Consider the following 24,125-nt stretch of genomic DNA (forward strand, 5'->3'; position numbering starts at 1 on the left):
TGAGGTGATGTGAGGCGGCTGGGACGCCCGATGCGATCCTTCAGGGGATCGCGTCGGGCGCCCCTGTTCGGGCCCCGAACAGGGGCATGACCAGCGGCGCGATCCCCCGTACCCGGTCCAACGGCCCCCGGCCGCGCCCCGCGTGGGCCCTTCTCCCGACGGATGGCGGACCCGGGACCATCGCATGCGCCGGAGTGAGGGACAATGAAGGCTCTGTCAGGGCGCGTTACCGCGCCGAGCGCGGGCAGGCGTCAGGCGCGGGCGGACACCAGGGATCGCAGAGGGGACGCATGGCGGAGGCGGAGCAGTCACGGGACACGGTGCGAAAGCCCCAGAACGGCGCTGACGGTGCGGACAGCACGGACGACACCGGGAGCGGGGCCGACGGGAGCACCGAGGGGCGCCTCCTCGCGGGACGGTACCGGCTCGGCGAGGTGCTCGGCCGCGGCGGAATGGGCACGGTCTGGCGGGCCGTCGACGAGACGCTGGGCCGTACGGTCGCCGTCAAGGAGCTGCGCTTCCCCACCAGCATCGACGAGGACGAGAAGCGCCGACTGATCACGCGCACGCTGCGCGAGGCCAAGGCGATCGCCCGGATCCGTAACAACGGGGCCGTCACCGTCTACGACGTCGTCGACGAGGACGACCGGCCGTGGATCGTCATGGAGCTCATCGAGGGCAAGTCCCTCGCCGAGGTCGTCCGCGAGGACGGGATCCTGACTCCGAAGCGCGCCGCCGAGGTCGCGCTCGCGGTCCTCGACGTGCTGCGCTCCGCGCACCGCGAGGGCATCCTGCACCGCGACGTGAAGCCGTCCAACGTGCTGATCGCCGAGGACGGACGCGTCGTCCTCACCGACTTCGGCATCGCCCAGGTGGAGGGCGACCCTTCGGTCACCTCGACCGGCATGCTCGTCGGCGCCCCGTCGTACATCTCGCCGGAGCGTGCCCGCGGCAAGAAGCCCGGCCCCGCCGCCGACCTGTGGTCGCTGGGCGGGCTGATCTACGCGTCGGTCGAGGGCTGCCCGCCGTACGACAAGGGGTCGGCCATCGCGACCCTCACCGCCGTCATGACCGAACCGCTCGACCCGCCGAAGAACGCGGGCGCGCTGGAAGAGGTCATCTACGGCCTGCTGGCCAAGGACCCGGCGCTGCGGCTCGACGACGCGGGCGCACGGGCGCTGCTCCAGGACGTCATCGACACCCCCGACCCCTCCGAACTGCCGGAGCCGGCGGCCGACGCGACGCGGGTGGTGGCGCTGCCGCCGCTTCCCCCGGAGCCCGCGCCCCGGTCGAAGGGCCGGACCAGGAAGGGCGCCGGGAGTGTCGGCGTCGCGGGTGCTTCGGGTGCGTCCGGTGCGTCCGCTGCCGGGCCGAAGACGGGCAAGGCGCCTGTCGCCGGTGCGGGAGTTGGGGCGGGCGCCGCCGGTTCGGCCGCCGCCACGTCGCGGTCCGACTCGGGCGCCGCGCCGGCACCGGCCACCGGCACGGCCGGGACCACGACCACACGGGCGTCGCTCACCGATGTCGTCCCGCGCCGCACGATGATGATCATCGCGGCGGTCGTCGCGCTGGCGATCCTCTCCGTCGTCCTGATCGTCGCCCTCAACGGCGACTCGGACGGCGGGGCCAAGGGAGACGCGGGCAAGGACGACACCGCCACGTCGGCCGGCGCCACCGCCGGTGACGACGCGAAGAGCGGCACAGGCGACACGTCGGGCAAGGACGAGCAGCAGGATTCGGCCAAGGACGGCGGTGGCGACAAGCCGTCGGACGGCCGGTCGGCCGACGACGAACCCGGTACGGACAACTCGGGACCGGGCTCCGGCGACTCGGACTCCGGCTCCGGTTCGGACGGCAAGGGCGTCCCCGAGGACTTCAAGACGGTCACGGACAAGCAGTTCCACTTCTCCATGGCGATGCCCGAGGACTTCAAGCGCACCGGTACGGCCGGGGAGAGTTCGGGCGGCATCTACAGCGAGGACGGTGAATTCCCCCGTATCCAGGTGGACTTCAACGCCAAGCCGACCAACGACGCGAAGCGCGCCTGGGAGCAGCTCGAAGCGCAGATAAAGGGCAGCCTCGGCAATTACAAGCGCCTCGGCATCAAGTCCGTCGAGTTCAACGGCTATCCCACCGTCGCCGACTGGGGATTCGAACGCGATCAGGGCGGCGAGCGGGTGCGGGTGCTGAATCGCGGCTTCAAGGTCGACGCCACCCATGGCTACGCGATCATGATCACCTGCAAGGCGAGCGAGTGGGACGACGACGAGTGCCGGACGCTCCGTGAGACGGCGTACAGCACTTTCAAGCCGACTGACTGACAGCGGCTCGCGGCGTGAACATGTCGCGGTGGCGAGAACTCGTGGGCGGTACAACCCGTTCCGGTGATTGATGCGACTCTCTGTGAGACGGCCCGCGTCATGACCCGGAACGGGGCGTGGCCGGTACCGGCCCGGGGCATCGGGGCGTACGGGCCCGGGTTGCCGGGAAGGTTAGGACCTGTGTTGCCCTGACCCGGCGGCATATTTGTGTGCGGCCACGTATCGTGAGAACTCGCGGACCGTACGCAGTCACAATGGGCCGGTAAACGACCGGAATTGGCGGTTTCGCGAGGTCTCCGAGGACCCGGGGATCCAGGGACAGCGCGCTTGGTGGGAGGCGTCGTGGACGACTACGCGGGACGGGTGCTTGCCGACCGCTACCGCCTGCCCCTGCCTCCGTCCGACGAGTTCGACCTCGTCGAGACGCGTGCGTTCGACACGTACAGCGGGCAGGAAGTCCTCGTCAGGCAAGTGCCGTTGCCCGAGGTCGTGGACGCCGAGATGGTCGACCCGGACGGTGCCCCGGCCACGCGGCGGGTCTCGGGCCGTACGACACGCAGGCCCACGGACCCGGCGGTCCGGCGTGCCATCGACGCCGCGCAGAGCGCCGCCCAGATCCCCGACCACCCGCGGCTCGACCAGGTCTTCGACGTGTTCGCCGAGGGCGGGTCGCTGTGGATAGTGAGTGAACTGGTCGCGGCCAGGCCGCTGGCGGCCCTGCTCGCGGAGAAGCCGCTCAACCCCTACCGCGCGGCCGAGATCGCCTCGGACGTGCTCACCGCCGTACGGGTGCTGCACGCCCACGGCTGGACCCACCGGAACATCACCATCCGCACGGTGCTCGTCTGCGACGACGGGCGCGTGGTGCTCACCGGCCTCGCGGCGGGCGCCGCCGAGGAAGCGCTCTGCGGCTACATGCCGGTACCGCCGTCCTCGGGGGAGGGCGGTTTCGAAGCCGGCTACCGACCCGCCGGTGAGATTCCGGGCCCCGTGCCGGGCGCCGGACAGACGCCGGGCCCCGACCTGGGACCGGGCACGGGCGGTGTCGAGACGGCGGGCCTGCCGGGCGCGGGTCCGGGCGTCGTCGGCATCCCGAGCGGCCGTACGGGCACCTCCGAGGCGCTGCCGCCGGGCACCGGCGCGCTGGGCGTGCCGGTGGGGCCCGGGTCGCCGGGCCGTGCCGCGCTGGAGACGGCCCGCTCGGCCGACGGACCGTACGGCGACGGGTCGTACGGTGACCGCTCGTACGGCGAAGTCCCCTACGGCACCGACGCGTTCGGACGGCCCGTCGTGGGCAGCGGCCCGGACACCGGTGGCACGGACACGGGCGCGGACGGCAACACGGGCACAGGCGCCGAAGGCGGCCAGGACGGCCCGGAGACGTATGACGGCGGTACGGGACCGGCCCCCGTCGTCCCGTACACCGGACAGCCCGCCCTGCCGGCCAACCCCTCCCGCGGCGGCCCGGCGGACACCCGCGCCGCCCGCGCCGGAGCCATCGCCGCCTACCGCGCCGGAGCGCGCGCCGCCGCCCGCGTCACCGAGGACCAGCAGCGCGACACCGGCACCCTGCCCGTCCAGCGCCCCGTGCATCTGTCGGACCCCTCGGCCCCCGGCCGGAGCGGTGCCCAGGACAACCCGCCGGGCGGCCCTTCGGCCGGTGCCGCCGGACCTTCGCAGGGCGAGGACCGCGACCCCGACTGGTGGGCGATGCCGCCCCGCGAGATCGACCCGTCGGGCCGCCGGACGTACGACGGCCCGGCCGGCATCGACGCGGACGACGACGCGGACGACGACGACCCGCAGCCGCCCCGCCGCGTCCAACTGGCAGGCACCTGGCACGACGGCCCCACCGGCGCCGGCGACGGCTCACCCCCGCTGTCCGCGGGCGGCGGTGACCCGTACCGCCAGGCGCCGGGCAGCCGCGACGTCCCCGCGCTGCCCCCGGCCGGCGGCTCCTCCCCGTACCTCCGCCAGGAGAACGCGGGCGGTGGCACCGGCGGCACCGGCGGAACGGGCGGTGGCGGCGGTTGGCACGGCTCGGGCACCAGCGACGCCATGCGCGCCGACGCCCGGAGGCAGTCCTCGAACCTGCCCGCCGTCCCCGGACCCGCCGTACCGGCAGGCCGCTGGGACGAGGTCGTCGCGGGCGGCACGACCCCCGCCTACCGAGGCCCCGCGACCCCGCTCGCCGCCGAACGCGCCCGCCAGGCACGGATAGCCGTCGTCGGCGCCGTCACCGAGCGATGGGCACCCGAGCAGGCCGGCCCTGTCCACGAGAACTGGCAACTCGCCCCGCCCATCGGCCCGTCCACCGACCTGTGGGCACTGGGCGCGCTGCTCTACCGCGCCGTCCAGGGCCACGCCCCGTATCCCGAGGAGAGCGCGGCCGAGCTGGTCCAGCTCGTCTGCGCCGAGCCGCCCGCGTTCGCCGAGGAGTGCGGTCCGCTGCGCCCCGTCGTGGAGTCGCTGCTCCGTCAGGACCCCACGGAGCGGCCGGACTTCGAGGAGCTGCGCGGCTGGCTGCGTTCGCTGGTGCGCTCGGCCCCCGAGCCCGACGCCGGTCTCGACGTGGTCGCCGTGCCCTCCGTGGACGAGCGGCTGCCCATCGTGCGCCGCAGGGGCGAGCTGGTCCGCAAGCGCCGTGGCCGCGGCCGTGGCGGCGACGCCGGCCGGCACCGCCACAAGAAGGTCAAGGAGCGCAAGGAGAAGGGCGGCAGGTCCTCCGAACAGCGCGGTGTCGCGCGCGCCTCGCACGGCGAGACGTACGTCGAACCGCGCCGCGAGCACACGGAGCGCGCCTACGACGAACGGGACCACCGCGACGACGACTTCGGCGACAGGGAGTACCGCGAGCCGCGCGAGAGGCCGGGCGGCGGCGGTTCACGCGGCCCGCGCTCGCTCGGACGCGTCCTGCTCGTCGTGATTCTCGCGCTGATGGTCGCGGCCATCGCCTTCGCCGTGATGTTCCTGCCGAAGGCCGGCGAGGAGGATTCGCGGAGCGGCGCCGGGTCGAATCCGAGCGCGCCGGGTACGCCGAAACCGCAGAACCCCGACACGACCCCGGACAACGGCGGCGACAAGCCGGCGGACCCCAACTCCTCGACGCCGCAGACCTCCGGGCCGCCGGCGGACCTCGCTGACGGTTATGTCCTGCGCAAGGACACCGAGGGGTTCGACATCGGCGTGGACAAGAGCTGGCAGCGCCGCCCGATCAACGACAGCGGGCAAGTCCGTTACGGACGGGGCGACTTCACGCTCATCGTGGTGCCGGGCCGGGACACCGTGGCCGACAACGGCGACGACCCGCTTGCCTACCAGCGGGAGAAGGAGCGGGAGTTGCAGCCCTTCCGGGACTCCTCCTGGGCCACGTCCTCGGGTCTGCGCCGGATCGACGTCGGCCAACAGCCCATGGCCGAAGGGCAGTTCACCTGGCAGAACAGCAGCGGCCAGGAGGTCTACGTGCGGAATCTCGCCATGATCGTCAAGGGCAGCTACCACATCATCCAGGTCATCGGCCCGGAGGACGAGCGGGACAAGGTCTCCGAGATCTACCAACAGGCCATCGGCTCCTACCGGATCACCGGCTGACGGGACGAAAGCCCGAGCGGCCGTAAGCCCGAGCGGCCGAAAGATCGACGGGGGCGACCGCCTGACGGTCCGACAGGGCCACAGGGCGACCGGCCGAGTACGCCCTGTTCCCAACCGCCCGCGCGTTCCCTCGTCTGTGTCACGGTGCGGTTTCAGGCGCGAGCCCAGGTTCCGTGTACGCGCGTCCGCTCCGTAACCTGTGATTCCGAGGAACAGGCGGGGGCACGTGGAAGAGTCTGTGGAAACACGCGAGGGACTGGTGCTCGCCGGGCGCTACAAGCTGGCCGAGGCCATCGGCAGCGGCGGCATGGGCCAGGTGTGGCGGGCCGACGACGAGTTGCTTAACAGGACCGTGGCGATCAAGGAGTTGACCGCCGCGCTGTACGTCACCGCCGCCGACCGCGCCGTGTTGCACGCCCGCACCCAGAAAGAGGCCAGGGCCGCGGCCCGGATCAGCCACCCCGCCGTCGTGACGGTCCATGACGTGCTCGACCACGGCGGCCGGCCCTGGATCGTCATGCAGTACGTGGACGGCCCCTCGCTCGCCGACGCGGTCGCCTCCGGCCCCGTCGTGGTGAAGGAAGCGGCCCGGATCGGCCTCCAGGTGCTCGACGCGCTGCGCGCGGCGCACGCGGCCGGGGTCCTGCACCGCGACGTGAAGCCCGGCAACGTCCTGCTCGCGCGGGACGGCCGGGTACTGCTCACCGACTTCGGGATCGCCGCCATCGAGGGCGACTCGGCCATCACCCGGACCGGTGAGATCGTCGGCTCCATCGACTACCTCGCGCCCGAGCGGGTGCGCGGCCACGATCCCGGACCGGCCTCCGACCTGTGGGCGCTGGGCGCGACGCTGCACACGGCGGTGGAGGGCACGTCCCCGTTCCGCCGTACGTCCGCGGTGGCCACCATGCAGGCCGTGGTCACCGACGACCCGCCGGCTCCCGTACGCGCCGGGCTGCTCACCCCGGTGATCGCCGCGCTGCTCCACAAGGATCCCGAGGCCCGCCCGGACGCCGCCGAGACCGAGCGGATGCTGCGGGACGTGCTGGGCGGGCGGGAGCCCGAGGCGCCGACGTCGCCGGTGACGGAGGCGGAGCGGCGGCAGGCCGCGGGCCCCGTGCGGTCCCCGTCCCACACACCGCCTCCGGGGGCCCAGCACCCGCCGCACCAGCAGGCCCCGGCGCCGTACCCCGCGCCGTACGGGCACACACCGCCGAACGCCTACCAGCTGGTGACCGGGCCGCTGACCACCGACCCGCCCGCCGGGAAGGGCCGTTGGAGAGCGGTGCTCGTGGCGGTCGTCGTCGCCGCGCTGATAGGCGGTGGTGTGGGCTACTACGCGCTCCAGCACGCGAACGACAACGACGATCCCGGCACGAGCGCCGGCGCGAACCCGGACCCGAGCGGCTCGTCCTCGGACGACGGCAAGGACGAGAACGCGAACGGCGGCTCCGCCGACGACGGTGACGGTGACGGCGATCCGACCGGGACCGACTCCGCCTCAGTCCCCGACGGGTGGAAGCGGGTCGACGATCCCGCGGGCTTCAGCCTCCTCGTCCCCGAGGGCTGGGAGCGGCAGGTGAACGGCGACCAGATCGACTACACCCCCGACGACGGCGTCCACTTCCTGCGTATCGCCGTGGACACCTCACCGGACTTCCAGGATCCGTTCCACCACATGAAGGACATGGAGAAGAACGTCGACGGCCTGCCCGAGTACCAGCGGATCAGGCTGGGTCCCAACACCTTCCGGGGCCAGACGAAGGCCGCGCTGTGGGAGTTCACCTGGACCGTGAAGGACGAGAAGGAGGTGTACGTCGGCGAGCGCCGCGCGATCGACCAGATGTTCTTCTCGGCCGACGGCTCGACCGAGTACGCGCTCTACATGTCGGGTCCCGCCCGGGACTGGTCCCGGGCACAGTTCGACATCATGCTGGGCGGCTGGCAGGCCGGCGGCGCGGGCGGCTGAGCGGGAGCCGGAGCCGATGTCACGGCTCTGCACCCGCTGTCGCCCCCCGGTGGCTATCGCGACGCGCTTTCCGTAAAGATGTGGTCATGACGAACGATGGGGGACGGGCGAACGAGCCCACCAGCTACGGACTTCGCCCGCCGCAGCCGCCGCAACAGCAGCCGCCGCAGTCGCAGCCGTACCAGCCGCACCACGGGCAGTCGCAGCCGCCGCAGGTGCCGCCCCAGGTCCCCCACGGTTCCCCGTACCAGCCGACGCAGTCGAACCGGCACACCCCCGCCGAGCCCGACCCGTCGGTGGGCCGTCTGCTGGGCGGTCGCTACCGGCTCGTCTCGCGGCTCGGGCACGGCGGCATGGGAACGGTCTGGCTGGCGCACGACGAGATCGTGGACCGCGACGTCGCGGTCAAGGAGCCGCGCGTTCCCGATCATCTCGGTGCCCAGGAGCGCGACAACGTGCACCGGCGGATGCGGCGCGAGGCCAGCTCGGCGGCCAGGATCGACCACCCCTCGGTCGTCACCATGCACGACGTGGTCGTCGAGGACGACAAGCCGTGGATCGTCATGGAGCTGGTACGCGGCCAGTCGCTCGCCGACCGTCTCCAGGAGGGCACGCTCGACCCCCGCGAGGCCGCCAGGATCGGGCTCGACGTACTCAACGCGCTCAACGCCGCCCACGAGGCGGGTGTGCTGCACCGCGACGTGAAGCCGGACAACGTTTTGCTCGGGCGCGCCGACCGCGTCGTACTGAGCGACTTCGGCATCGCCCAGGTCGAGGGCCAGCAGGGACTCACCGAGACCGGGGCGTTCGTCGGCTCACCGGAGTTCATCTCGCCCGAGCGGGTGCTCGGCCAGCGCCCCGGGCCCGAGTCGGACCTGTGGTCGCTGGGCGTCGTGCTGTACGCGGCGGTCGAGGGGATGTCCCCGTACCGCCGCTCGAACATCCCCGCGACGCTCCAGGCCGTGCTGTCCGCCGAGCCGCAGATGCCGGCCCGCGGGTCGGGTGCCTTCGGCACGATCGTGATGCAGCTCCTGCGGAAGGACCCGGCGGCGCGTCCCACCGCCGCCGAGGTGCGGGCGGTGCTGGAGTCGGTGGCGCGTCCGCCGCAGCTCTCCCCGGAGGCGACGAGGCTCTACCGGAGCGCCGGCACCGGTGGCGGCGGCGCGGCCGGCAGCAAGTGGGTACCGCCGGTCCTGCACCGCAACCGCCCTGCGCAGTACGGGCTCGGCGCCGGCGTGCTCGCGGTGGCCCTCGTGGTGGGGCTGATCCTTTTCGACCCGTTCGCGGGCGACGAGCTGCCGGAGGGCTGGGAGGTCCGCTCCGAGGTGGAGATCCTCGACGCCAAGATCGCCGTCCCGGAGGACTACCGGCGCTCCCAGGAGAGCCTGACCGAGGACAGCCGCGTCACCTTCCGGGATCCGAGCGGCGTCTTCACCGTCTCCATGGACCAGGTCCAGAAGAAGCCGGACAACGAGATCCTGTCGGCCGAGAAGACGGTCTGGGAGAAGTACTACGAGGACGGCGGGGACAACGGTACGGAGATCAAGGAAGCGGAGTACAAGAGCGGGAAATCGTCGTTCCCGGGCTCGGACAAGGCTTTCGACAACATCGTCGACTTCGTGCCGTACTCGGACTCCTCCGAGGACCCGATCCGCTACCGCTACCACGAGCTGATCGTCCCGGGCACCGACGAGGTGCACTGGCGGCTGCGGGTGGCGATGCCGGCCGAGGGGGACGCCGTGACGGACGGCGAGGAACTCTTCTCGAACGTGGTCGAGCATCTGGAGATCGAGAGCAAGTTCCTGCCCTGAGCACCTGATCAGGGCTTATGCGCCAGTGATCACTGGCGCGTTCGGGGCCCGTCGGCGGGCGAGAGGCGGCCGGTCGGCGGGAGCCCCGCGAAAAGGTGTTACCCGCGGGTACCCAAAGTCCCGGAGGCGGCATACCCTCGCCCTCATGACGGACTCACAGGCCCCCACGACCAATCCCGTGGCTCCGGTGCCCGCGGGCGTGCGCACCGCCGCCGACGTGGTCACTCCCGAAGTGCTCGCCCAGCTCGTCAGGGGCGTCGTGGGTTCCGGGCTCACCGCGAACCACACCCCGTCCACCGGCGAGAAGCTCGCGGACCTGCCCGAGTCCACTCCCGAGGACGTCGCCGAGGCGTTCGCGCGCGCCCGCGCCGCACAGCCCGTGTGGGCGGCGACCTCCGTACGGCGGCGGGCCGCCGTCCTGCTCCGCTTCCACGACCTGCTGCTGGAGCGCCAGGCCGAGGTGCTCGACCTCGTCCAGCTGGAAACCGGCAAGGCGAGGCTGCACGCGCACGAGGAGGTCCAGGCCGTCGCCGTCGCCGCGCGCCACTACGGGCGCAAGGCCGCCTCGTATCTGAGGCCGCGGCGGCACACCGGCGCCGTACCCCTGCTGACCAAGGTCACCGAGCAGCGCCAGCCGCGCGGTGTCGTCGGACAGATCGCCCCCTGGAACTACCCGCTGGAGCTCTCCGTCGGCGACGCCCTGCCCGCCTTCGTCGCGGGCAACGCCGTGGTGATGAAGCCCGACACCGAGACGGCGCTCACCGCGCTGTGGGCGCGTGATCTGCTGGTCGAGGCCGGACTGCCGGCCGGGGTCTTCCAGGTCGTCCTCGGCGAGGGGCCCGTCATCGGGCCCGAGGTCGTCGAACGCGGCGACTACGTCTCCTTCACCGGCTCCACGCGCACCGGCCGCGAGGTCGCGCAGCGCGCGGCGAGCCGGCTGGTCGGCGCCTCCCTCGAACTCGGCGGTAAGAACGCCATGTTGGTCCTGCACGACGCCGACATCGAGAAGGCCGCGGCCGGCGCGGTGCGCGCCTGTTTCTCCACCGCCGGCCAACTCTGCATCTCCATCGAGCGGTTGTACGTCCACGAGTCGGTCGCCGACGCGTTCGTCGAGCGATTCGTCGCCCGTACGAAGGCGATGCGGCTGGGCAGCGCGCTCGCGTACGGCGCGGACATGGGCTCGCTCGTCAGCGAACGCCAGCTCAGGACCGTGACCAGCCATGTCGAGGAGGCCGTCGCCAAGGGCGCCACGGTCCTCGCGGGCGGCGTGGCGCGGCCCGACATCGGACCGTACTTCTACGAGCCCACCATCCTGGAGGGCGTCGAGGCGCCGATGTCGGTCTGCACGGAGGAGACCTTCGGGCCGCTCGTCTCCGTCTACCGGTTCGGCGACGAGGACGAGGCCGTCGAGCTGGCCAACTCCACGCCGTACGGCCTCAATTCGAGCGTCTGGACGCGCGACGGCCGACGCGGGCACGCGATCGCCGCCCGGCTGCGTACCGGCACAGTCAACATCAACGAGGGATACGCCCCGGCGTACGGCAGCGTCCGGGCGCCGATGGGCGGCATGAAGGAGTCCGGCCTCGGCCGCAGACACGGCTCCGAGGGCATTCTCAAATACACCGAGGTACAGACCGTCGCGCAGCAGCGCGTGCTGCCGATGGCTCCGTCGATGGGCATGGACGACGAGAAGTACGCGGCGTTCATGACCAGGAGCCTGCGCGCGCTCAAGGCCTTCCGGCTGCGCTGATCCGACGAAGGAGAGCCGATGTCACGGGACACCCATGCCGAAGACCGGGGCGAGGACGGCGCCGGCGGCGACGATTTCGACCACGACAACGGCCACGACCACGGTCCTGACCACGGCGCTGACCAGGGTTACGACTACGACGTCATCGTCGTCGGGTCGGGCTTCGGCGGCGCGGTCTCGGCGCTGCGGCTGACCGAGAAGGGGTACCGCGTCGGTGTACTCGAAGCCGGCCGCCGCTTCACACCGGGCACCCTCCCCAAGAACTCCTGGGACATCAAGAACTATCTGTGGGCCCCGGCCCTCGGTCTCTTCGGTATCCAGCGGGTCCATCTGCTGGGCAACGTCATGGTCCTCGCGGGAGCCGGTGTCGGCGGCGGCTCGCTCAACTACGCGAACACGCTGTACGTGCCCCCGAAGCCGTTCTTCGAGGACAGGCAGTGGGCCGGCATCACCGACTGGCAGGCCGAACTCGCCCCGTACTACGACCAGGCGCGGCGCATGCTCGGCGTCAGGCTCAATCCGACCATGACGCCGTCGGACGTCCATCTCAAGGCGACCGCGCAGGCGATGGGCGTCGGCGACACCTTCCATCTGGCACCGGTCGGCGTCTTCTTCGGCGACGGCCAGGACGCCGACGGTACGGCGGTGGCCGAGCCGGGCGCGTCCGTCGGCGACCCGTACTTCGGCGGCGCGGGCCCCTCCCGCAGAGCGTGCGCCCAGTGCGGCGAGTGCATGACCGGCTGCCGTCACGGCGCCAAGAACACCCTCAACGAGAACTATCTGTACCTCGCCGAACAGGCCGGCGCGGCGATCCGCCCCATGACGACCGTCGTCGACATCACCGAGGACCCGGACGGTGGCCATCGCGTCGCGACCGTCCCCACCCACCGGCGCAAGTCGGCGCCACGGGTGCTGAAGGCCCGTCATGTCGTCGTCGCGGCGGGGACGTACGGGACGCAGACACTGCTGCACACGATGAAGGACCTGGGCCGGCTGCCCCGGCTCTCCGACCGGCTCGGTGAGCTGACCCGTACCAACTCCGAGGCCCTGGTGGGCGCACAGACCACCGACCGGCGCTACCGGAAGAAGCACGGAGCCGGACTCGAAGGGCGGAGCAGGGCGGACTTCACCCGAGGTGTCGCCATCACCTCCTCTTTCCACCCCGACGCCAACACTCATGTGGAGCCGGTGCGTTACGGCAAGGGCTCCAACGCGATGGGCTCGCTGTCGATCCTCCAGGTCCCCTACAGCGAGAACGGGCGCCGGATCGCGGGCTGGCTCGGGGGCATGGTCAAACACCCTGTGCTGGCTGCCCGTTCGCTCTCCAACCGGCACTGGTCGGAGCGGACCATCATCGGTCTGGTCATGCAGTCGGTCGACAACTCCCTGACGACGTACCGCAAGCGGGGTGGCGTCGGGAAGGGGCTGCTGACGGCACGTCAGGGGCATGGCGCGCCCAACCCCAAGCAGATAGCGGAGGGCACGCGGACGGCGACCCTGCTCGCCGAGGAGATCAACGGCTTCGCCGGCTCGAACGTCGGTGAGCTGATGGGCACTCCGCTCACCGCGCACTTCCTCGGCGGCTGCCCCATCGGCGCCGACGCGGAGCGCGGTGTCATCGACCCGTACCACCGGCTCTACGGCCACCCGGGCATCTCGGTCGTCGACGGCTCGGCCGTCTCGGCCAACCTCGGCGTCAATCCGTCGCTCACCATCACCGCGCAGGCCGAGCGCGCGATGTCCTTCTGGCCCAACAAGGGTGAGGAGGACCCGCGTCCGGAGCAGTCGGCCGGGACGGCGTACGTACGGCTGGACGCTGTCGCACCGAAGTCCCCTGCGGTCCCGGCGTCGGCCTTCGGGGCGCTGAAGCTGCCGTTCCTCGGGATGCCGGCGGTTCCGCCGAAGAAGAAGCCGTAGCGGCCGGCTTTCCCGGGCAGCTCCCGGACCCGGTCCCGGGCAGCTCCCGGACAGCAAGGAGGCGCTGCACCCCCCTCCGAGTGCAGCGCCTCCGGTCTTGCGGTCCCGCTCCGCCGAGGCGTGTTACGCGACGGCGTCACCCTCGCGGCGACGGAGCGCGAACACCAGGCCACCGCCCACGGCGACGGCCAGTGCGGCCGCCATGCCGACGGCCGGCAGCACGGAGTTGGAACCGGTCTCGGCGAGGCTGCCGTTCGCGGCGGCCGGCAGCGCCTTGGCGCCGCCCTGCGGCTTGATGTCCGCGGGGCTCTTGCCGTCCTCGGGCTCGGCCGGCGGGACGGTGCCCGGCGCCGAGTCCGCCGCCAGGATCTCGAAGCTGTACCACTTCTCGTCGACGTAGCAGTTGAGGTCGTCGTCGACGGAGACCGCGAAGGCGATGGCGACGGCCGCGCCGGCCGGGGCCTTCGCGGAGACCTTCATACGGAGTTTGAGCGAGTAGGTCTTGCCGGCTTCGACGTCCAGCACGCCGGCGAACGAGCCGCCGTCGGAGAGGTCGTCGTTGACCCATTTCTTGCCGTCGAAGTACTCGAACTGCGCGTACTTCGAGGTCAGTTCGGACTCGAAGGAGTCGTTGGCGTCCTTCTTGTACAGCACGACGGCGCCGAGGACGATCGTCGCGACGTCGTCGCCGTTCTTGTTGTCGAGGTTGAGGCTGAACTCCTTCCACCCCGAACCGGCGACGATCTTGCTGGGGAGCCCCGAGAGCGTGCTCTTGAAGTCGCCGTCCGCGCACTCCTCGTCGGGAGGCGTGGGCTCTTCCTCTCCCTCTCCCTCTTCCTCCTCGTCGTCGCCGGGCTCGGGATCTTCGACCTCGTCGACGGGCGGGGGTACGACCGTGTCGTCCTTGGGCGGATCCACGGGCGGCGGCGGGTTCTCGTCGTCGACCGGCGGCGGTACGACGCCGTCGTCCACCGGCGGGGGCTCGACCGTGTCGTCCCCGGGCGGCGGTACGACCTCGTCGTCCCCGGGCGGCGGTACGACCTCGTCGTCCCCGGGCGGCGGTACGACCTCGTCGTCCCCGGGCGGCGGCGGGTTCTCGTCGTCGGAAATCGTCCCGGTGGCCGGGGTGGGCCCGGTGGTCCCGGTGTCACCGTCGGCCGCGTACGCGGCCGACGCCGCCAGGAAGGCGGCAGGGGCCATGACAGCGGTCGCTGCTGCGACGGCCATGGCGCGGCGAAGCTTCATGCGAGACCTCAGTGAAGTCCGGCGCACCGCCGTACCGGCGGTGCGGAGTCCAGGGGCCCCTCCGACGTGGGGCAGGGGAGTCCGTTGTGTCGCATGGTGGACCTGTGACCTGGGGAGATGGTTGCCCTTTTCCTCACGGAATCTTTATGTGGCGCGCGTCACACCATGGCGTCGTGGTGTGTGGCGAGCGCGACAAGGGCCCCGCGGGCCCGGTCCGAGGTGAGTCGGACGGGCGCCTGCGGGGCCCTTGTCGCCGGCACCGTGGCGTCAGGGCGGCGCGCGGTGCCGGATCGCGACGCCGGGGGGGTGAGCGTCGCGAGTACGGGACGGTGGACGGGTGAGCGGGAGGAGCGGTCGGGCGAACGGTTGGACACGGGGGGATCCGTATCCGTATGCGGTCGGCGCCGGGCGTCCCCGGTGCCGACCGCTCTTGGGGTGACCGGGCATGCTGTCCCCTGCCGACCGGCCACTCGCGCTGAGACGAGGTCCCACGACGTACCAGCGGTACGTCACACGCCCCAGCGAAGCCACGCGTGGTTTGTTCGGGCCCGCCCCTGGCTGACACGGACATCGGGACCAACGAAGGCCCGGCGGGTCCGGTCACGCGCCGTACGGGTGAGGATGCGCCCGAACCCATGTCCGTACGGCCGGCCCGTTCAGATCCGGCCGCGCGAGAGTTCCAGCAGCGTCATCGCGAGCGAGGTGCCCGGCGTGCCGAGCGCGTCCCTGAAGCGGCCCAGGATCTCGTTCTCGCGGGACAGATTGACCCGGCGTCCGCCGGAGGCGATGCGGGCGTCCTGGATGACGGCCGAGACGGCCATCCGTTCCTGCACGAGACCGATGATCCGGTCGTCGAGCGCGTCGATGCGCTCGCGCGCGCCGTCGATCACGGTGGCGGCCTCGTCGGTGCGGGCGCCGGTGCGGTCGGTGACGGTCATGAAGGGCTCCTCTGTACGAAGGGGAGGCCCCGAGCGGCGAACTTCCGGCCCGGACAACGCAGAACGCCCCGGCCTTGTCGGCCCGGGGCGCCTGGGAAGTCGCTTGTCAGCTCAAGCGGAAACGACCATGGCAGCCGGACGGGCCGGTGCCATAGGTAAAGAAGGTCGAGTGCTCGCGCATGGCGGCCAGTATGCCCGAGGGGTCCGGCGGTCCCGATCGGGGTTCGGATGCTGAGACGAAAAGCTGTCTCCGGGCGCCGTTAGAATCGGTGTACAGAACCCCTTCACCGCCGGAAGGCCGCGCCCGTGCCAGCAGTACCCCTCGCCGCCCCCGACCCCGTACTCGTCGTCGACTTCGGCGCGCAGTACGCCCAGCTCATCGCCCGCCGCGTCCGTGAGGCCCGGGTCTACAGCGAGATCGTCCCCTCGACGATGTCGGTGGCCGAGATGCTGGCCAAGAACCCCAAGGCGATCATCCTCTCCGGCGGCCCGTCCTCCGTGTACGCGGAGGGCGCCCCGACCGTCGACCGCGCGCTCTTCGAGGCCGGGGTCCCGGTCCTCGGCATGTGCTACGGCTTCCAGCTGATGGCGACGACGCTCGGCGGAACGGTCGACAACACGGGCTCGCGGGAGTACGGCCGCACCGTGCTGCACGTCTCCAAGACGGGCTCCACGCTCTTCGAGGGCACCCCGGCCGAGCAGCAGGTCTGGATGTCGCACGGCGACGCCTGCTCGGCGGCACCGGAGGGCTTCACCGTCACCGGCTCCACCGACGTGGTGCCGGTCGCCGCCTTCGAGAACGACGAGAAGAAGCTCTACGGCGTCCAGCACCACCCCGAGGTGCTGCACTCCACGCACGGCCAGCAGGTCCTCGAGCACTTCCTCTACCGGGGCGCCGGCATCGAGCCGACGTGGACCACGGGCAACGTCATCGAGGAGCAGGTCGCCGCGATCCGCGAGCAGGTCGGCGGCAGCCGGGCGATCTGCGGTCTCTCCGGCGGTGTGGACTCGGCCGTCGCCGCCGCCCTCGTACAGAAGGCGATCGGCTCGCAGCTGACCTGCGTCTACGTCGACCACGGTCTGATGCGCAAGGGTGAGACCGAGCAGGTCGAGAAGGACTTCGTCGCCGCGACCGGCGTACAGCTGAAGGTCGTCGACGCGCAGGAGCGCTTCCTGGCCGCGCTGGCCGGGGTCTCCGACCCGGAGCAGAAGCGGAAGATCATCGGCCGTGAGTTCATCCGGGTCTTCGAGCAGGCCCAGGCGGAGATCATCGCCGAGGCCGAGCCCGGCGAGCCGGTCGAGTTCCTCGTCCAGGGCACGCTCTACCCGGACGTGGTCGAGTCCGGCGGCGGCAGCGGCACCGCCAACATCAAGTCGCACCACAACGTGGGAGGGCTTCCCGAGGACCTGGAGTTCTCCCTTGTCGAGCCGCTGCGCCAGCTCTTCAAGGACGAGGTCCGGATGGTCGGCCAGGAGCTGGGCCTGCCGGAAGAGATCGTCCAGCGCCAGCCCTTCCCGGGGCCGGGCCTCGGTATCCGTATCGTCGGCGACATCACGCGCGAGCGGCTCGACCTGCTGCGCGAGGCGGACGCCATCGCCCGCGAGGAGCTGACGGCGGCCGGCCTCGACCGCGACATCTGGCAGTGCCCGGTGGTCCTGCTCGCGGACGTACGCTCCGTGGGCGTCCAGGGCGACGGCCGCACCTACGGCCACCCGATCGTGCTGCGCCCGGTGTCGTCGGAGGACGCGATGACGGCGGACTGGACCCGGATGCCGTACGACGTACTGGCGAAGATCTCCACCCGCATCACGAACGAGGTGTCGGACGTGAACCGCGTGGTCCTGGACGTGACGAGCAAGCCGCCGGGCACGATCGAGTGGGAGTGACCTTCTCCCCCAGGTCAACGCCGATGCCGTCACTCATTCGTTTGGGTGGCGGCATTGGCATATGCCCTGGGTAGGACGACACCCGGTCGTCCAGGTGTACGAGCTGTCCGAGATCGCGCAGTCGTATGCGCAATTCACTCGCACCACGCCGACCACGTGTGCGAACGTCGCGGCCATGTCCGACCACGACGAACTCCACGCCATCCTCGCCGCCCCCAACAACCCCCTCCTGACCTGGAACGCCCCTCTTTCCGAAGAGCACGCCCGCTCGCTGATCGACGCCTGCGTGGTGCCCGACGGTGGGCGGGTGGTCGATCTCGGGTGTGGATGGGGCGAGTTGCTGCTGCGGCTGGTGCAAGGGGCTCCCGGCAGCACCGGGGACGGTGTGGAGAAGGACCCCGCCGCCGTGGCGCGCGGACGGCGGCTCGCCGGCGAGCGGGGGCTGGACGGCCGGGTGACGTTCCACGAGAGCTCCGCCGACGTGTGGCCGGAGACCGGCTATGACCTCGCCGTCTGCATCGGGGCCGTGCACGCCTGGCCCGGCACGACCCGTGAGGCGCTGCGTGCCCTGCGCGCGGCCGTCAAGCCCGGCGGGCGGGTGCTCTTCGCCGATGGATTCTGGACGGTCAGGCCGACCCCCGCCGCCCTCGAGGGACTCGGCGCCGAGGAGGACGAATTCGTCGGCTCGCTGGACGATCTGGTCCGGGCCGCCGCCGACGCCGGCTTCGCCCCGCTCCGTACGACCGTCGCCGACCAGCGTGAATGGGACGTCTTCGAGTCCAGCGGCCGGGCCGGCTGGGGCGAGCGCTGGGCCCTGGAGAACCCGGACCATCCGCTGCACGCGGACGCCCGCGCCACCGCCGCCCGGCACCGGGAGGGTTATCTCGGCGGCTACCGGGGGTACCTCGGCTTCGCGTATCTCGTCCTCGGCGTCTGACACCCTCCCGGATACGGCACAATTCCCAGTCACAGCAAGGAAGTTCACCCAACAAGATCCACGGGTGCGGGGCGGGGAAGGCGGCATTCGGCGTGGCGGTGCAAGTGGTGGGACAAGGCACTCACGGCGGGGGCTGTACCTGCGGGAACTGCCCGGTCGGGGCCCCTGAGGGGCATCGGCTGGCGGTCGCCGCCTTCCTCGCCAAGAGGGAGGAGTTCGCGGCCGGGCACGGCCTGCCCGCCGCGCTCGCCCACTCCCCGGGCGCGTCCAGGCAGTGGGTGTCCGACGAACTCACCCAGTCCGCGCGCGCCGTCGCCGACCGCAGCCGGGAGGCGGGCGAGGCCTGGCTGCTGGCCGTCTGGCGGCACACGCTGATCCTGGTGTGGGGCGGCGTAGCGGTGTTCGCGCTCGCGCTGGCCGGGACCGCCATCGGCGCGGGCTGGACCGTCGCCCGTACGGCGGGGCTCCTCGCCGCCCTCGCGGTGGCCGGACTGCTGACCGGCGCGGCCAGGCTGCACCGTACGCGCGGCGGCCTCCTCGCCCCGGTCATCGGCGAGGACAACCGGCTGTCGACCTCCCGCACCGTCGCCTCCGCGTGGGTGCTGCTGCTCGTCTTCGCCGTGCTGGTGCTCGCGCTCCAACTCGCCGGCGCGTCCGACCACGACGCCCGCGACGAACTGATCGCCGGGCTCGAACTCGCCCGTGGCGCGGGCATGTTGACCGTGCTGGCCGTGGTGTGCGCGATCGCCGTCGTCGTACGCCGTGTGGTGGGCGTACGCGTCGCGGACCGGCGTCTGCAGAAGGTACGGGCCGAGCGTCCGCGCCTCGCCGACCTGCTCTGCGACGACGCCGGGCGCGGAAGCTTCGCCGACGTCCAGTACACGCTGGTGACGGCCGTCGCCGTGCTCTTCTCGGCCGTACGCCTGGCCCGCCGCCCCGAGCAACTGCCCGACCTGCCGTGGGCGCTCGCCCTGCTGGTCACGGTCTCGGCCGCGACGTACTTCGCGTCGAAGTGGGCGGAGGGCGGTCGCCCGGTGGTCCTGTCGGTCGTACGGGCCAGGGAGGCCGGGGACCTGGACGCGCCGATCCGCACCGGTGACGACATCGAGATCCGGGGGACGGGTTTCGTGCCGCCCGGCGCGGGCACGCCGGACCGGCTGGGCGCGATGGTCGTACGGATCGGCCCTGTCCATGTCCATGTACCGCTGATCCCGGTCCCCGGCGGCTTCCGGAACCCGTCGGACACGGTGCTCACCGTGCCCGTGCCGGTGGACGTCGAGCCCGGGCGCCTCGATGTGCAGGTCGTGACGGCGGCGGGCGTCGAGACGAACCGGATGCCCATCGACGTCGTGGACTGACCGGACCGACCTGCCGGGCCCGGAGGTATCCGCTGAGCGCGAGCCCCGTCCCATCCGTATGCATGTACGAGGCACGCGGGCACAATCAAGCCCTGCGAGCGACGTGGGCAGCGGAAAGGCAGGCGCGCGATGGCGCACGGATACCGGACAGACACCTTCGGGACGATCGGCGGTGAGCGGCAGGGCTGGAAGGACACGGCGACGAGGTACGCCCTGGTGCCGCTGCGGATCTTCCTCGGCGTGACCTTCATATACGCCGGACTCGACAAACTCACCGACAGTGCCTTCATGTCGGCGACCGGGCCCGGCTCCGTCGGCGAACTGATGCGGAGCGTGCGGGACAGCTCGGCCGTTCCCGCGCTCGTCGACCTCGCCATCAAGAACCCCGAGGGCTTCGGCTACGCCATCGGCCTCGGCGAAGTGGCCGTCGGCCTCGGCACCCTCGTCGGGCTGCTGGCCCGGCTCGCGGCGTTCGGCGGCGCGCTGATCTCGCTGAGCCTGTGGCTGACCGTGAGCTGGCAGACGGAGCCGTACTACTACGGCAACGACCTCGCCTACCTCATGGCCTGGCTGCCGCTCGTGCTCGCCGGCGCCTCCGTGCTCTCCCTGGACGCGGCCCTGGCCGACAGGCGGCGCCGAATGCGGTAGTCCACCAACGACACGGCCGAGGCCAGACACAGGCCGCCGCAGATGATCGGCACGATCACGAACCAGGGGGCGTCCCACCAGCCCCCCGCGTCACCGGCGAACACGGTGGCCGCGCCCATCACGGCCAGGCCGGCCACCAGCTTGCCCGGTTTGAACTCATGCAGCGGCACGGGTCACCTCCACCTGTCCGACACCGACTTCGAGCCGAAGGTCCAGTGTGCCCGCGGGCTTCACGCCCTTGGGCGGGGCCACCGTACGCGTCCGCGCCTGCGCCGGTGAGAGGTCGATGTCGTTCGGCGGCTCACCGGGGAGCCGGATGTCGCCGAGCCCCGTCTCCGCGTGCACCTTCAGCGTCACGTCGCGCGGCACGACGACCTTCAGCTTCCCGGCGCCGACCTCCGCCTTCGTACGGAGGGTCTCGCCCGCCGGGACGTCGACGGCGGTCAGGTCGAGCTTCCCGACCCCGGTGCCCAGTTCGTACATCGGCGCAACCGACGCGACGGCCGCCGGGCTCCAGGTCTTGCGGACCCAGTCCGTGCCGATGTCCTTCGGGATGGCCGCCGAGCCCGCGAGCAGTCCGGCGGTGACGACGGTGAGGAAGATCGTGCCGAAGCCCGTACGTCCCAGGAAGGCGCTCACCGCGAGACCGATACCGAATACACCCAGCGCGGCGGCGAAGCCGATCTGGAGGCTCGTGCCGAGCGGCTCGGAGTCCCACGACAGCCTCAGTGCGAGACCGCCCGCGAGCAGCGCCAGCAGGAAGATCCGCCCGCCGATCCCGCGCGGGCCGTGCCGCCCGCACGAGCCCCCGGACGACTTCCGCTTCCCCGCCCCCCGGCGCTTGGAACCCCGGCCCGCCTCGTCGGCCTCGTCGTCCGGACCCCACAGATACCCGGACGGTGAAGGAGGCCCCGTCGTACCGTCCTTGACGATCGGGTCGCGCCACCACGACGGACTGCCCGGCGTCGGCGGCGCCTTCGTCTCCGGTGGGGCCTCGGCCACCGCCGCCGCCGTCCCCGGGTCGAGCGGGCCGCCCTCCTGAGAGGTGGCGTGCCGCCGCTGCGACCAGACCGCCGCGCCGATCGCCGCTATCGACAGCAGCGTGGCGAAGCCCAGCGTCTCGCCGTTGTTGAGCATCGACAGGAACAGGCCGCAGCCCACGAGCGCGAGCAGCACGGCGATCAGGGAGGCACCGTCGACGCGGCCCGACAGCAGCCGCCGCAGCTCGTTGTCGTCCTCACCGTCGAGCGGGACGAGCAGCCAGGCGAAGCCGTAGAAGATCAGCCCGATGCCACCGGTCAGCGTGAGCACGACGATGACGATCCGGAAGATGACCGGGTCCAGGTCGCAGTACCGCCCCAGCCCGCCGCAGACGCCCGCGACGACCTTCTGCCGCGGCGCGCGCACCAGCTGAGGAGGCCGTGGCTGCGGCGGCTGCGTCGAGGTGTGCGGGGCGGACTGAGTCATGGGTCCATGGTGACCGCCCGCCCGCCCGGTCTCCACCCGTGCCGACCCTGGCCCGTCCCTGATATTCCGCCGGGGCCGGCCGGGGGGTGTCAGGGTCGTTCTCGGGGCCGCTCTCAGGGCGCAGCCCTGATGCCACGGCCCGCACCGCCGTGTGACCATCAGTGGCATGCCGGTCGCCACGCCAACCCCGCCCCCGTCGTCCTCCTCGTCGTCCTCGGGCGCGGGGCCGTCGAGCGCGTCCCGGAGCCGGAGCCGGGCGTCGGGGACGGCACCGGGGGCCGACGAGCAGCCCCTGCGCAAGCTCTACCGCAGCGCGGACGGCAGACTGCTGGGCGGCGTCGCACGCGGGCTCGCGGGCCATCTGGGGCTGCCGGTCGGCTGGGTGCGGCTGGTCTTCCTCGCCCTGTTCCTGGCGCAGGGGCTCGGCGCGCTGCTGTACGCCATCTTCTGGATCGTCGTGCCGCTCGGCGTCGGCGGCACCCCCACCGAGACGCGCCCGCTCTTCGAGACGACGGGCGACGGGCGGCGCCGGCTCCGCAAACCCGACCGGGGACAGACCTTCGCGATCATCGCGCTGTTCGTCGTCGGGACCGTCTTCGTGGCCAGCGCCGACCTCGGCCGCGGCGGCGCGGGCAACTACATCTGGCCGACGCTGCTCATCGGCGCCGGTGTCGTCCTGGTCTGGCGCCAGGCCGACAACGCCCGCCGCGCCCAGTGGGCCTCGCTCTCGACCGACAGCAGGCGCCGCAGGATCTTCCAGATGGCGCGCGGGCTCGCCGGTGTCGCCCTCGTCGGCATGGGCCTGACCGTCTTCATGGTCGTACGCGGCTCGGCGGCCCAGCTCGGCAACGTCCTTACGGCGGCCATCGCCGTCGTGGCCGGAGTCGCGCTGCTCGCCGGGCCCTGGCTCGTACGGATGACCCAGGACCTGTCCGACGAGCGCCTGATGCGCATCCGCGCCCAGGAACGCGCCGAGGTCGCCGCGCACGTACACGACTCCGTCCTGCACACGCTCACGCTGATACAGCGCAACGCGGACGACGGCGGCGAGGTCCGGCGGCTCGCCCGCGCGCAGGAGCGGGAGCTGCGCGCCTGGCTGTACAAGCCCGAAGGCACCGGCAAGGACGAGGAGAACGAACCCGACACCCTCGCCGAGGCCGTGAAGGCGACCGCCGCCGAGGTGGAGGACTACCACGGCGTACCGATCGAGGTCGTGGTGGTCGGCGACTGCCCGCTCGACGACAAACTGGCCGCACAGATGCAGGCAGCACGCGAGGCAATGGTCAACGCCGCCAAGTACGGTGGCGAGGGAGGCGCCGTGCAGGTCTACGCGGAGGTCGAGGGCCGGACGGTCTTCGTCTCCGTACGGGACCGCGGGCCCGGGTTCGATCTGGACGCGGTGCCCGACGACCGGATGGGCGTACGAGAGTCGATCTTCGGCCGGATGGAACGCAACGGCGGTACGGCGAGGGTGCGTTCGGCGCCCGACGGGGGCACGGAAGTGGAGCTTGAGATGGAGAGGGCGGCGGACGCATGACCGGCACCAGCGGGACGACCGGCACGAGCGGCGACGGCGGGGGAGAGGCCGAGAGCAGGCGGGTACGGGTGGTGCTGGTCGACGACCACCGCATGTTCCGCACCGGTGTCCAGGCCGAGATCGGGCAGACCGCGACCACGGGCGTTGAGGTCGTCGGCGAGGCCGCCGACGTCGACCAGGCCGTCACGGTCATCACGGCCACCCGTCCCGAGGTCGTCCTGCTCGACGTCCACCTCCCCGGTGGCGGCGGCGTGGAAGTCCTGCGCCGCTGCGCGCCGCTGATGGCGGCGGCCGAGGACCCGGTGCGCTTCCTGGCGCTGTCGGTGTCCGACGCGGCGGAGGACGTGATCGGCGTGATCCGCGGCGGTGCGCGCGGCTATGTCACCAAGACGATCACCGGCACGGACCTGGTGGACTCGATCTTCCGGGTCCAGGACGGCGACGCGGTCTTCTCGCCGCGGCTGGCGGGCTTCGTACTCGACGCGTTCGCCTCGACGGACGCGCCGCCGGTGGACGAGGACATGGACCGCCTCACACAGCGCGAGCGCGAGGTGTTGCGGCTGATCGCGCGCGGTTACGCGTACAAGGAGATCGCGAAACAGCTCTTCATCTCGGTGAAGACGGTCGAGTCGCACGTCTCGGCTGTGCTGCGCAAGCTCCAGCTCTCCAACCGGCACGAACTGACCAGGTGGGCGACGGCGCGCAGGCTGGTGTGAGTTCACCTCCGTATGAGGGTGCTACGTCTGTGT

The 24,125-nt window shown here is 71.9% G+C and carries 15 protein-coding genes; 12 read left to right on the top strand and 3 right to left on the bottom strand.

Annotated features, from left to right (window positions below; genetic code table 11):
- Positions 1-290: 290 nt before the first annotated feature.
- The 6 genes from ACFWHU_RS09070 to ACFWHU_RS09095 all read left to right on the top strand — a co-directional run bounded on the left by ACFWHU_RS09070 (position 291) and on the right by ACFWHU_RS09095 (position 13,359).
- Entirely contained in the window at positions 291-2,321 is a 2,031-nt protein-coding gene (locus ACFWHU_RS09070; RefSeq protein ID WP_387224480.1) for a protein kinase, read from the top strand.
- Between the two features lie 342 nt (positions 2,322-2,663).
- Entirely contained in the window at positions 2,664-5,912 is a 3,249-nt protein-coding gene (locus ACFWHU_RS09075; RefSeq protein ID WP_387224481.1) for a protein kinase, read from the top strand.
- A gap of 226 nt (positions 5,913-6,138) precedes the next feature.
- Positions 6,139-7,881 carry a protein kinase gene (locus ACFWHU_RS09080; protein ID WP_387224482.1) on the top strand — a complete coding sequence of 581 codons (1,743 nt, stop codon included), beginning with the start codon at positions 6,139-6,141 and terminating at the stop codon, positions 7,879-7,881.
- Between the two features lie 86 nt (positions 7,882-7,967).
- Positions 7,968-9,692, top strand: coding sequence for a serine/threonine-protein kinase (locus tag ACFWHU_RS09085; RefSeq protein ID WP_387224483.1), 1,725 nt, complete (start codon positions 7,968-7,970; stop codon positions 9,690-9,692).
- Positions 9,693-9,837: 145 nt separating this feature from the next.
- On the top strand, positions 9,838-11,442 hold the full coding sequence (locus tag ACFWHU_RS09090; RefSeq protein WP_385791489.1) for a succinic semialdehyde dehydrogenase: 1,605 nt from the start codon (positions 9,838-9,840) through the stop codon (positions 11,440-11,442).
- Between the two features lie 18 nt (positions 11,443-11,460).
- The gene (locus ACFWHU_RS09095; protein WP_387224484.1) at positions 11,461-13,359 is read left to right on the top strand and encodes a GMC oxidoreductase; all 1,899 of its coding nucleotides are present in this window, start codon (positions 11,461-11,463) and stop codon (positions 13,357-13,359) included.
- A gap of 123 nt (positions 13,360-13,482) precedes the next feature.
- Here ACFWHU_RS09095 and ACFWHU_RS09100 read toward each other — a convergent pair whose 3' ends face one another.
- Both ACFWHU_RS09100 and ACFWHU_RS09105 read right to left on the bottom strand, forming a co-directional pair.
- On the bottom strand, positions 13,483-14,604 hold the full coding sequence (locus ACFWHU_RS09100; RefSeq protein WP_387224485.1) for a hypothetical protein: 1,122 nt from the start codon (positions 14,602-14,604) through the stop codon (positions 13,483-13,485).
- A 656-nt stretch (positions 14,605-15,260) separates the two neighbouring features.
- Entirely contained in the window at positions 15,261-15,542 is a 282-nt protein-coding gene (locus tag ACFWHU_RS09105) for a chorismate mutase (protein WP_355180917.1), read from the bottom strand.
- A gap of 306 nt (positions 15,543-15,848) precedes the next feature.
- Between ACFWHU_RS09105 and guaA the strand changes: the two genes are divergently transcribed.
- The 4 genes from guaA (at position 15,849) to ACFWHU_RS09125 (ending at position 20,372) form a co-directional block, all read left to right on the top strand.
- Positions 15,849-17,429 carry a glutamine-hydrolyzing GMP synthase gene (gene guaA / locus ACFWHU_RS09110; RefSeq protein WP_387224486.1) on the top strand — a complete coding sequence of 527 codons (1,581 nt, stop codon included), beginning with the start codon at positions 15,849-15,851 and terminating at the stop codon, positions 17,427-17,429.
- 175 nt (positions 17,430-17,604) lie between these two features.
- Positions 17,605-18,366, top strand: a complete 762-nt coding sequence (locus ACFWHU_RS09115) for an SAM-dependent methyltransferase (RefSeq protein WP_385791481.1) — start codon at positions 17,605-17,607, stop codon at positions 18,364-18,366.
- Between the two features lie 98 nt (positions 18,367-18,464).
- Positions 18,465-19,724, top strand: coding sequence for a hypothetical protein (locus ACFWHU_RS09120; protein WP_385791761.1), 1,260 nt, complete (start codon positions 18,465-18,467; stop codon positions 19,722-19,724).
- Positions 19,725-19,853: 129 nt separating this feature from the next.
- Positions 19,854-20,372, top strand: coding sequence for a DoxX family protein (locus ACFWHU_RS09125; RefSeq protein ID WP_387224487.1), 519 nt, complete (start codon positions 19,854-19,856; stop codon positions 20,370-20,372).
- A gap of 156 nt (positions 20,373-20,528) precedes the next feature.
- Here ACFWHU_RS09125 and ACFWHU_RS09130 read toward each other — a convergent pair whose 3' ends face one another.
- The gene (locus tag ACFWHU_RS09130; protein ID WP_385791478.1) at positions 20,529-21,839 is read right to left on the bottom strand and encodes a PspC domain-containing protein; all 1,311 of its coding nucleotides are present in this window, start codon (positions 21,837-21,839) and stop codon (positions 20,529-20,531) included.
- Positions 21,840-22,005: 166 nt separating this feature from the next.
- Between ACFWHU_RS09130 and ACFWHU_RS09135 the strand changes: the two genes are divergently transcribed.
- Both ACFWHU_RS09135 and ACFWHU_RS09140 read left to right on the top strand, forming a co-directional pair.
- Complete coding sequence (locus ACFWHU_RS09135; RefSeq protein WP_385791476.1) at positions 22,006-23,376, top strand: PspC domain-containing protein; 1,371 nt, start codon at positions 22,006-22,008, stop codon at positions 23,374-23,376.
- On the top strand, positions 23,373-24,092 hold the full coding sequence (locus ACFWHU_RS09140; RefSeq protein ID WP_385791475.1) for a LuxR C-terminal-related transcriptional regulator: 720 nt from the start codon (positions 23,373-23,375) through the stop codon (positions 24,090-24,092). Before ACFWHU_RS09135 ends, ACFWHU_RS09140 begins: the two co-directional genes overlap by 4 nt.
- Positions 24,093-24,125 lie beyond the last annotated feature (33 nt).

The organism is Streptomyces sp. NPDC060366 (assembly GCF_042725135.1).
Lineage (GTDB): Bacteria > Actinomycetota > Actinomycetes > Streptomycetales > Streptomycetaceae > Streptomyces.

Coding starts and splice junctions, on each gene's coding strand:
- ACFWHU_RS09070 (WP_387224480.1), top strand. CDS start 291: ATGGCGGAGGCGGAGCAGTCACGGGACACGGTGCGAAAGCCCCAGAAC.
- ACFWHU_RS09085 (WP_387224483.1), top strand. CDS start 7,968: ATGACGAACGATGGGGGACGGGCGAACGAGCCCACCAGCTACGGACTT.
- ACFWHU_RS09090 (WP_385791489.1), top strand. CDS start 9,838: ATGACGGACTCACAGGCCCCCACGACCAATCCCGTGGCTCCGGTGCCC.
- ACFWHU_RS09095 (WP_387224484.1), top strand. CDS start 11,461: ATGTCACGGGACACCCATGCCGAAGACCGGGGCGAGGACGGCGCCGGC.
- ACFWHU_RS09100 (WP_387224485.1), bottom strand. CDS start 14,604: ATGAAGCTTCGCCGCGCCATGGCCGTCGCAGCAGCGACCGCTGTCATG.
- ACFWHU_RS09105 (WP_355180917.1), bottom strand. CDS start 15,542: ATGACCGTCACCGACCGCACCGGCGCCCGCACCGACGAGGCCGCCACC.
- ACFWHU_RS09115 (WP_385791481.1), top strand. CDS start 17,605: ATGTCCGACCACGACGAACTCCACGCCATCCTCGCCGCCCCCAACAAC.
- ACFWHU_RS09125 (WP_387224487.1), top strand. CDS start 19,854: ATGGCGCACGGATACCGGACAGACACCTTCGGGACGATCGGCGGTGAG.
- ACFWHU_RS09130 (WP_385791478.1), bottom strand. CDS start 21,839: ATGACTCAGTCCGCCCCGCACACCTCGACGCAGCCGCCGCAGCCACGG.
- ACFWHU_RS09135 (WP_385791476.1), top strand. CDS start 22,006: ATGCCGGTCGCCACGCCAACCCCGCCCCCGTCGTCCTCCTCGTCGTCC.
- ACFWHU_RS09140 (WP_385791475.1), top strand. CDS start 23,373: ATGACCGGCACCAGCGGGACGACCGGCACGAGCGGCGACGGCGGGGGA.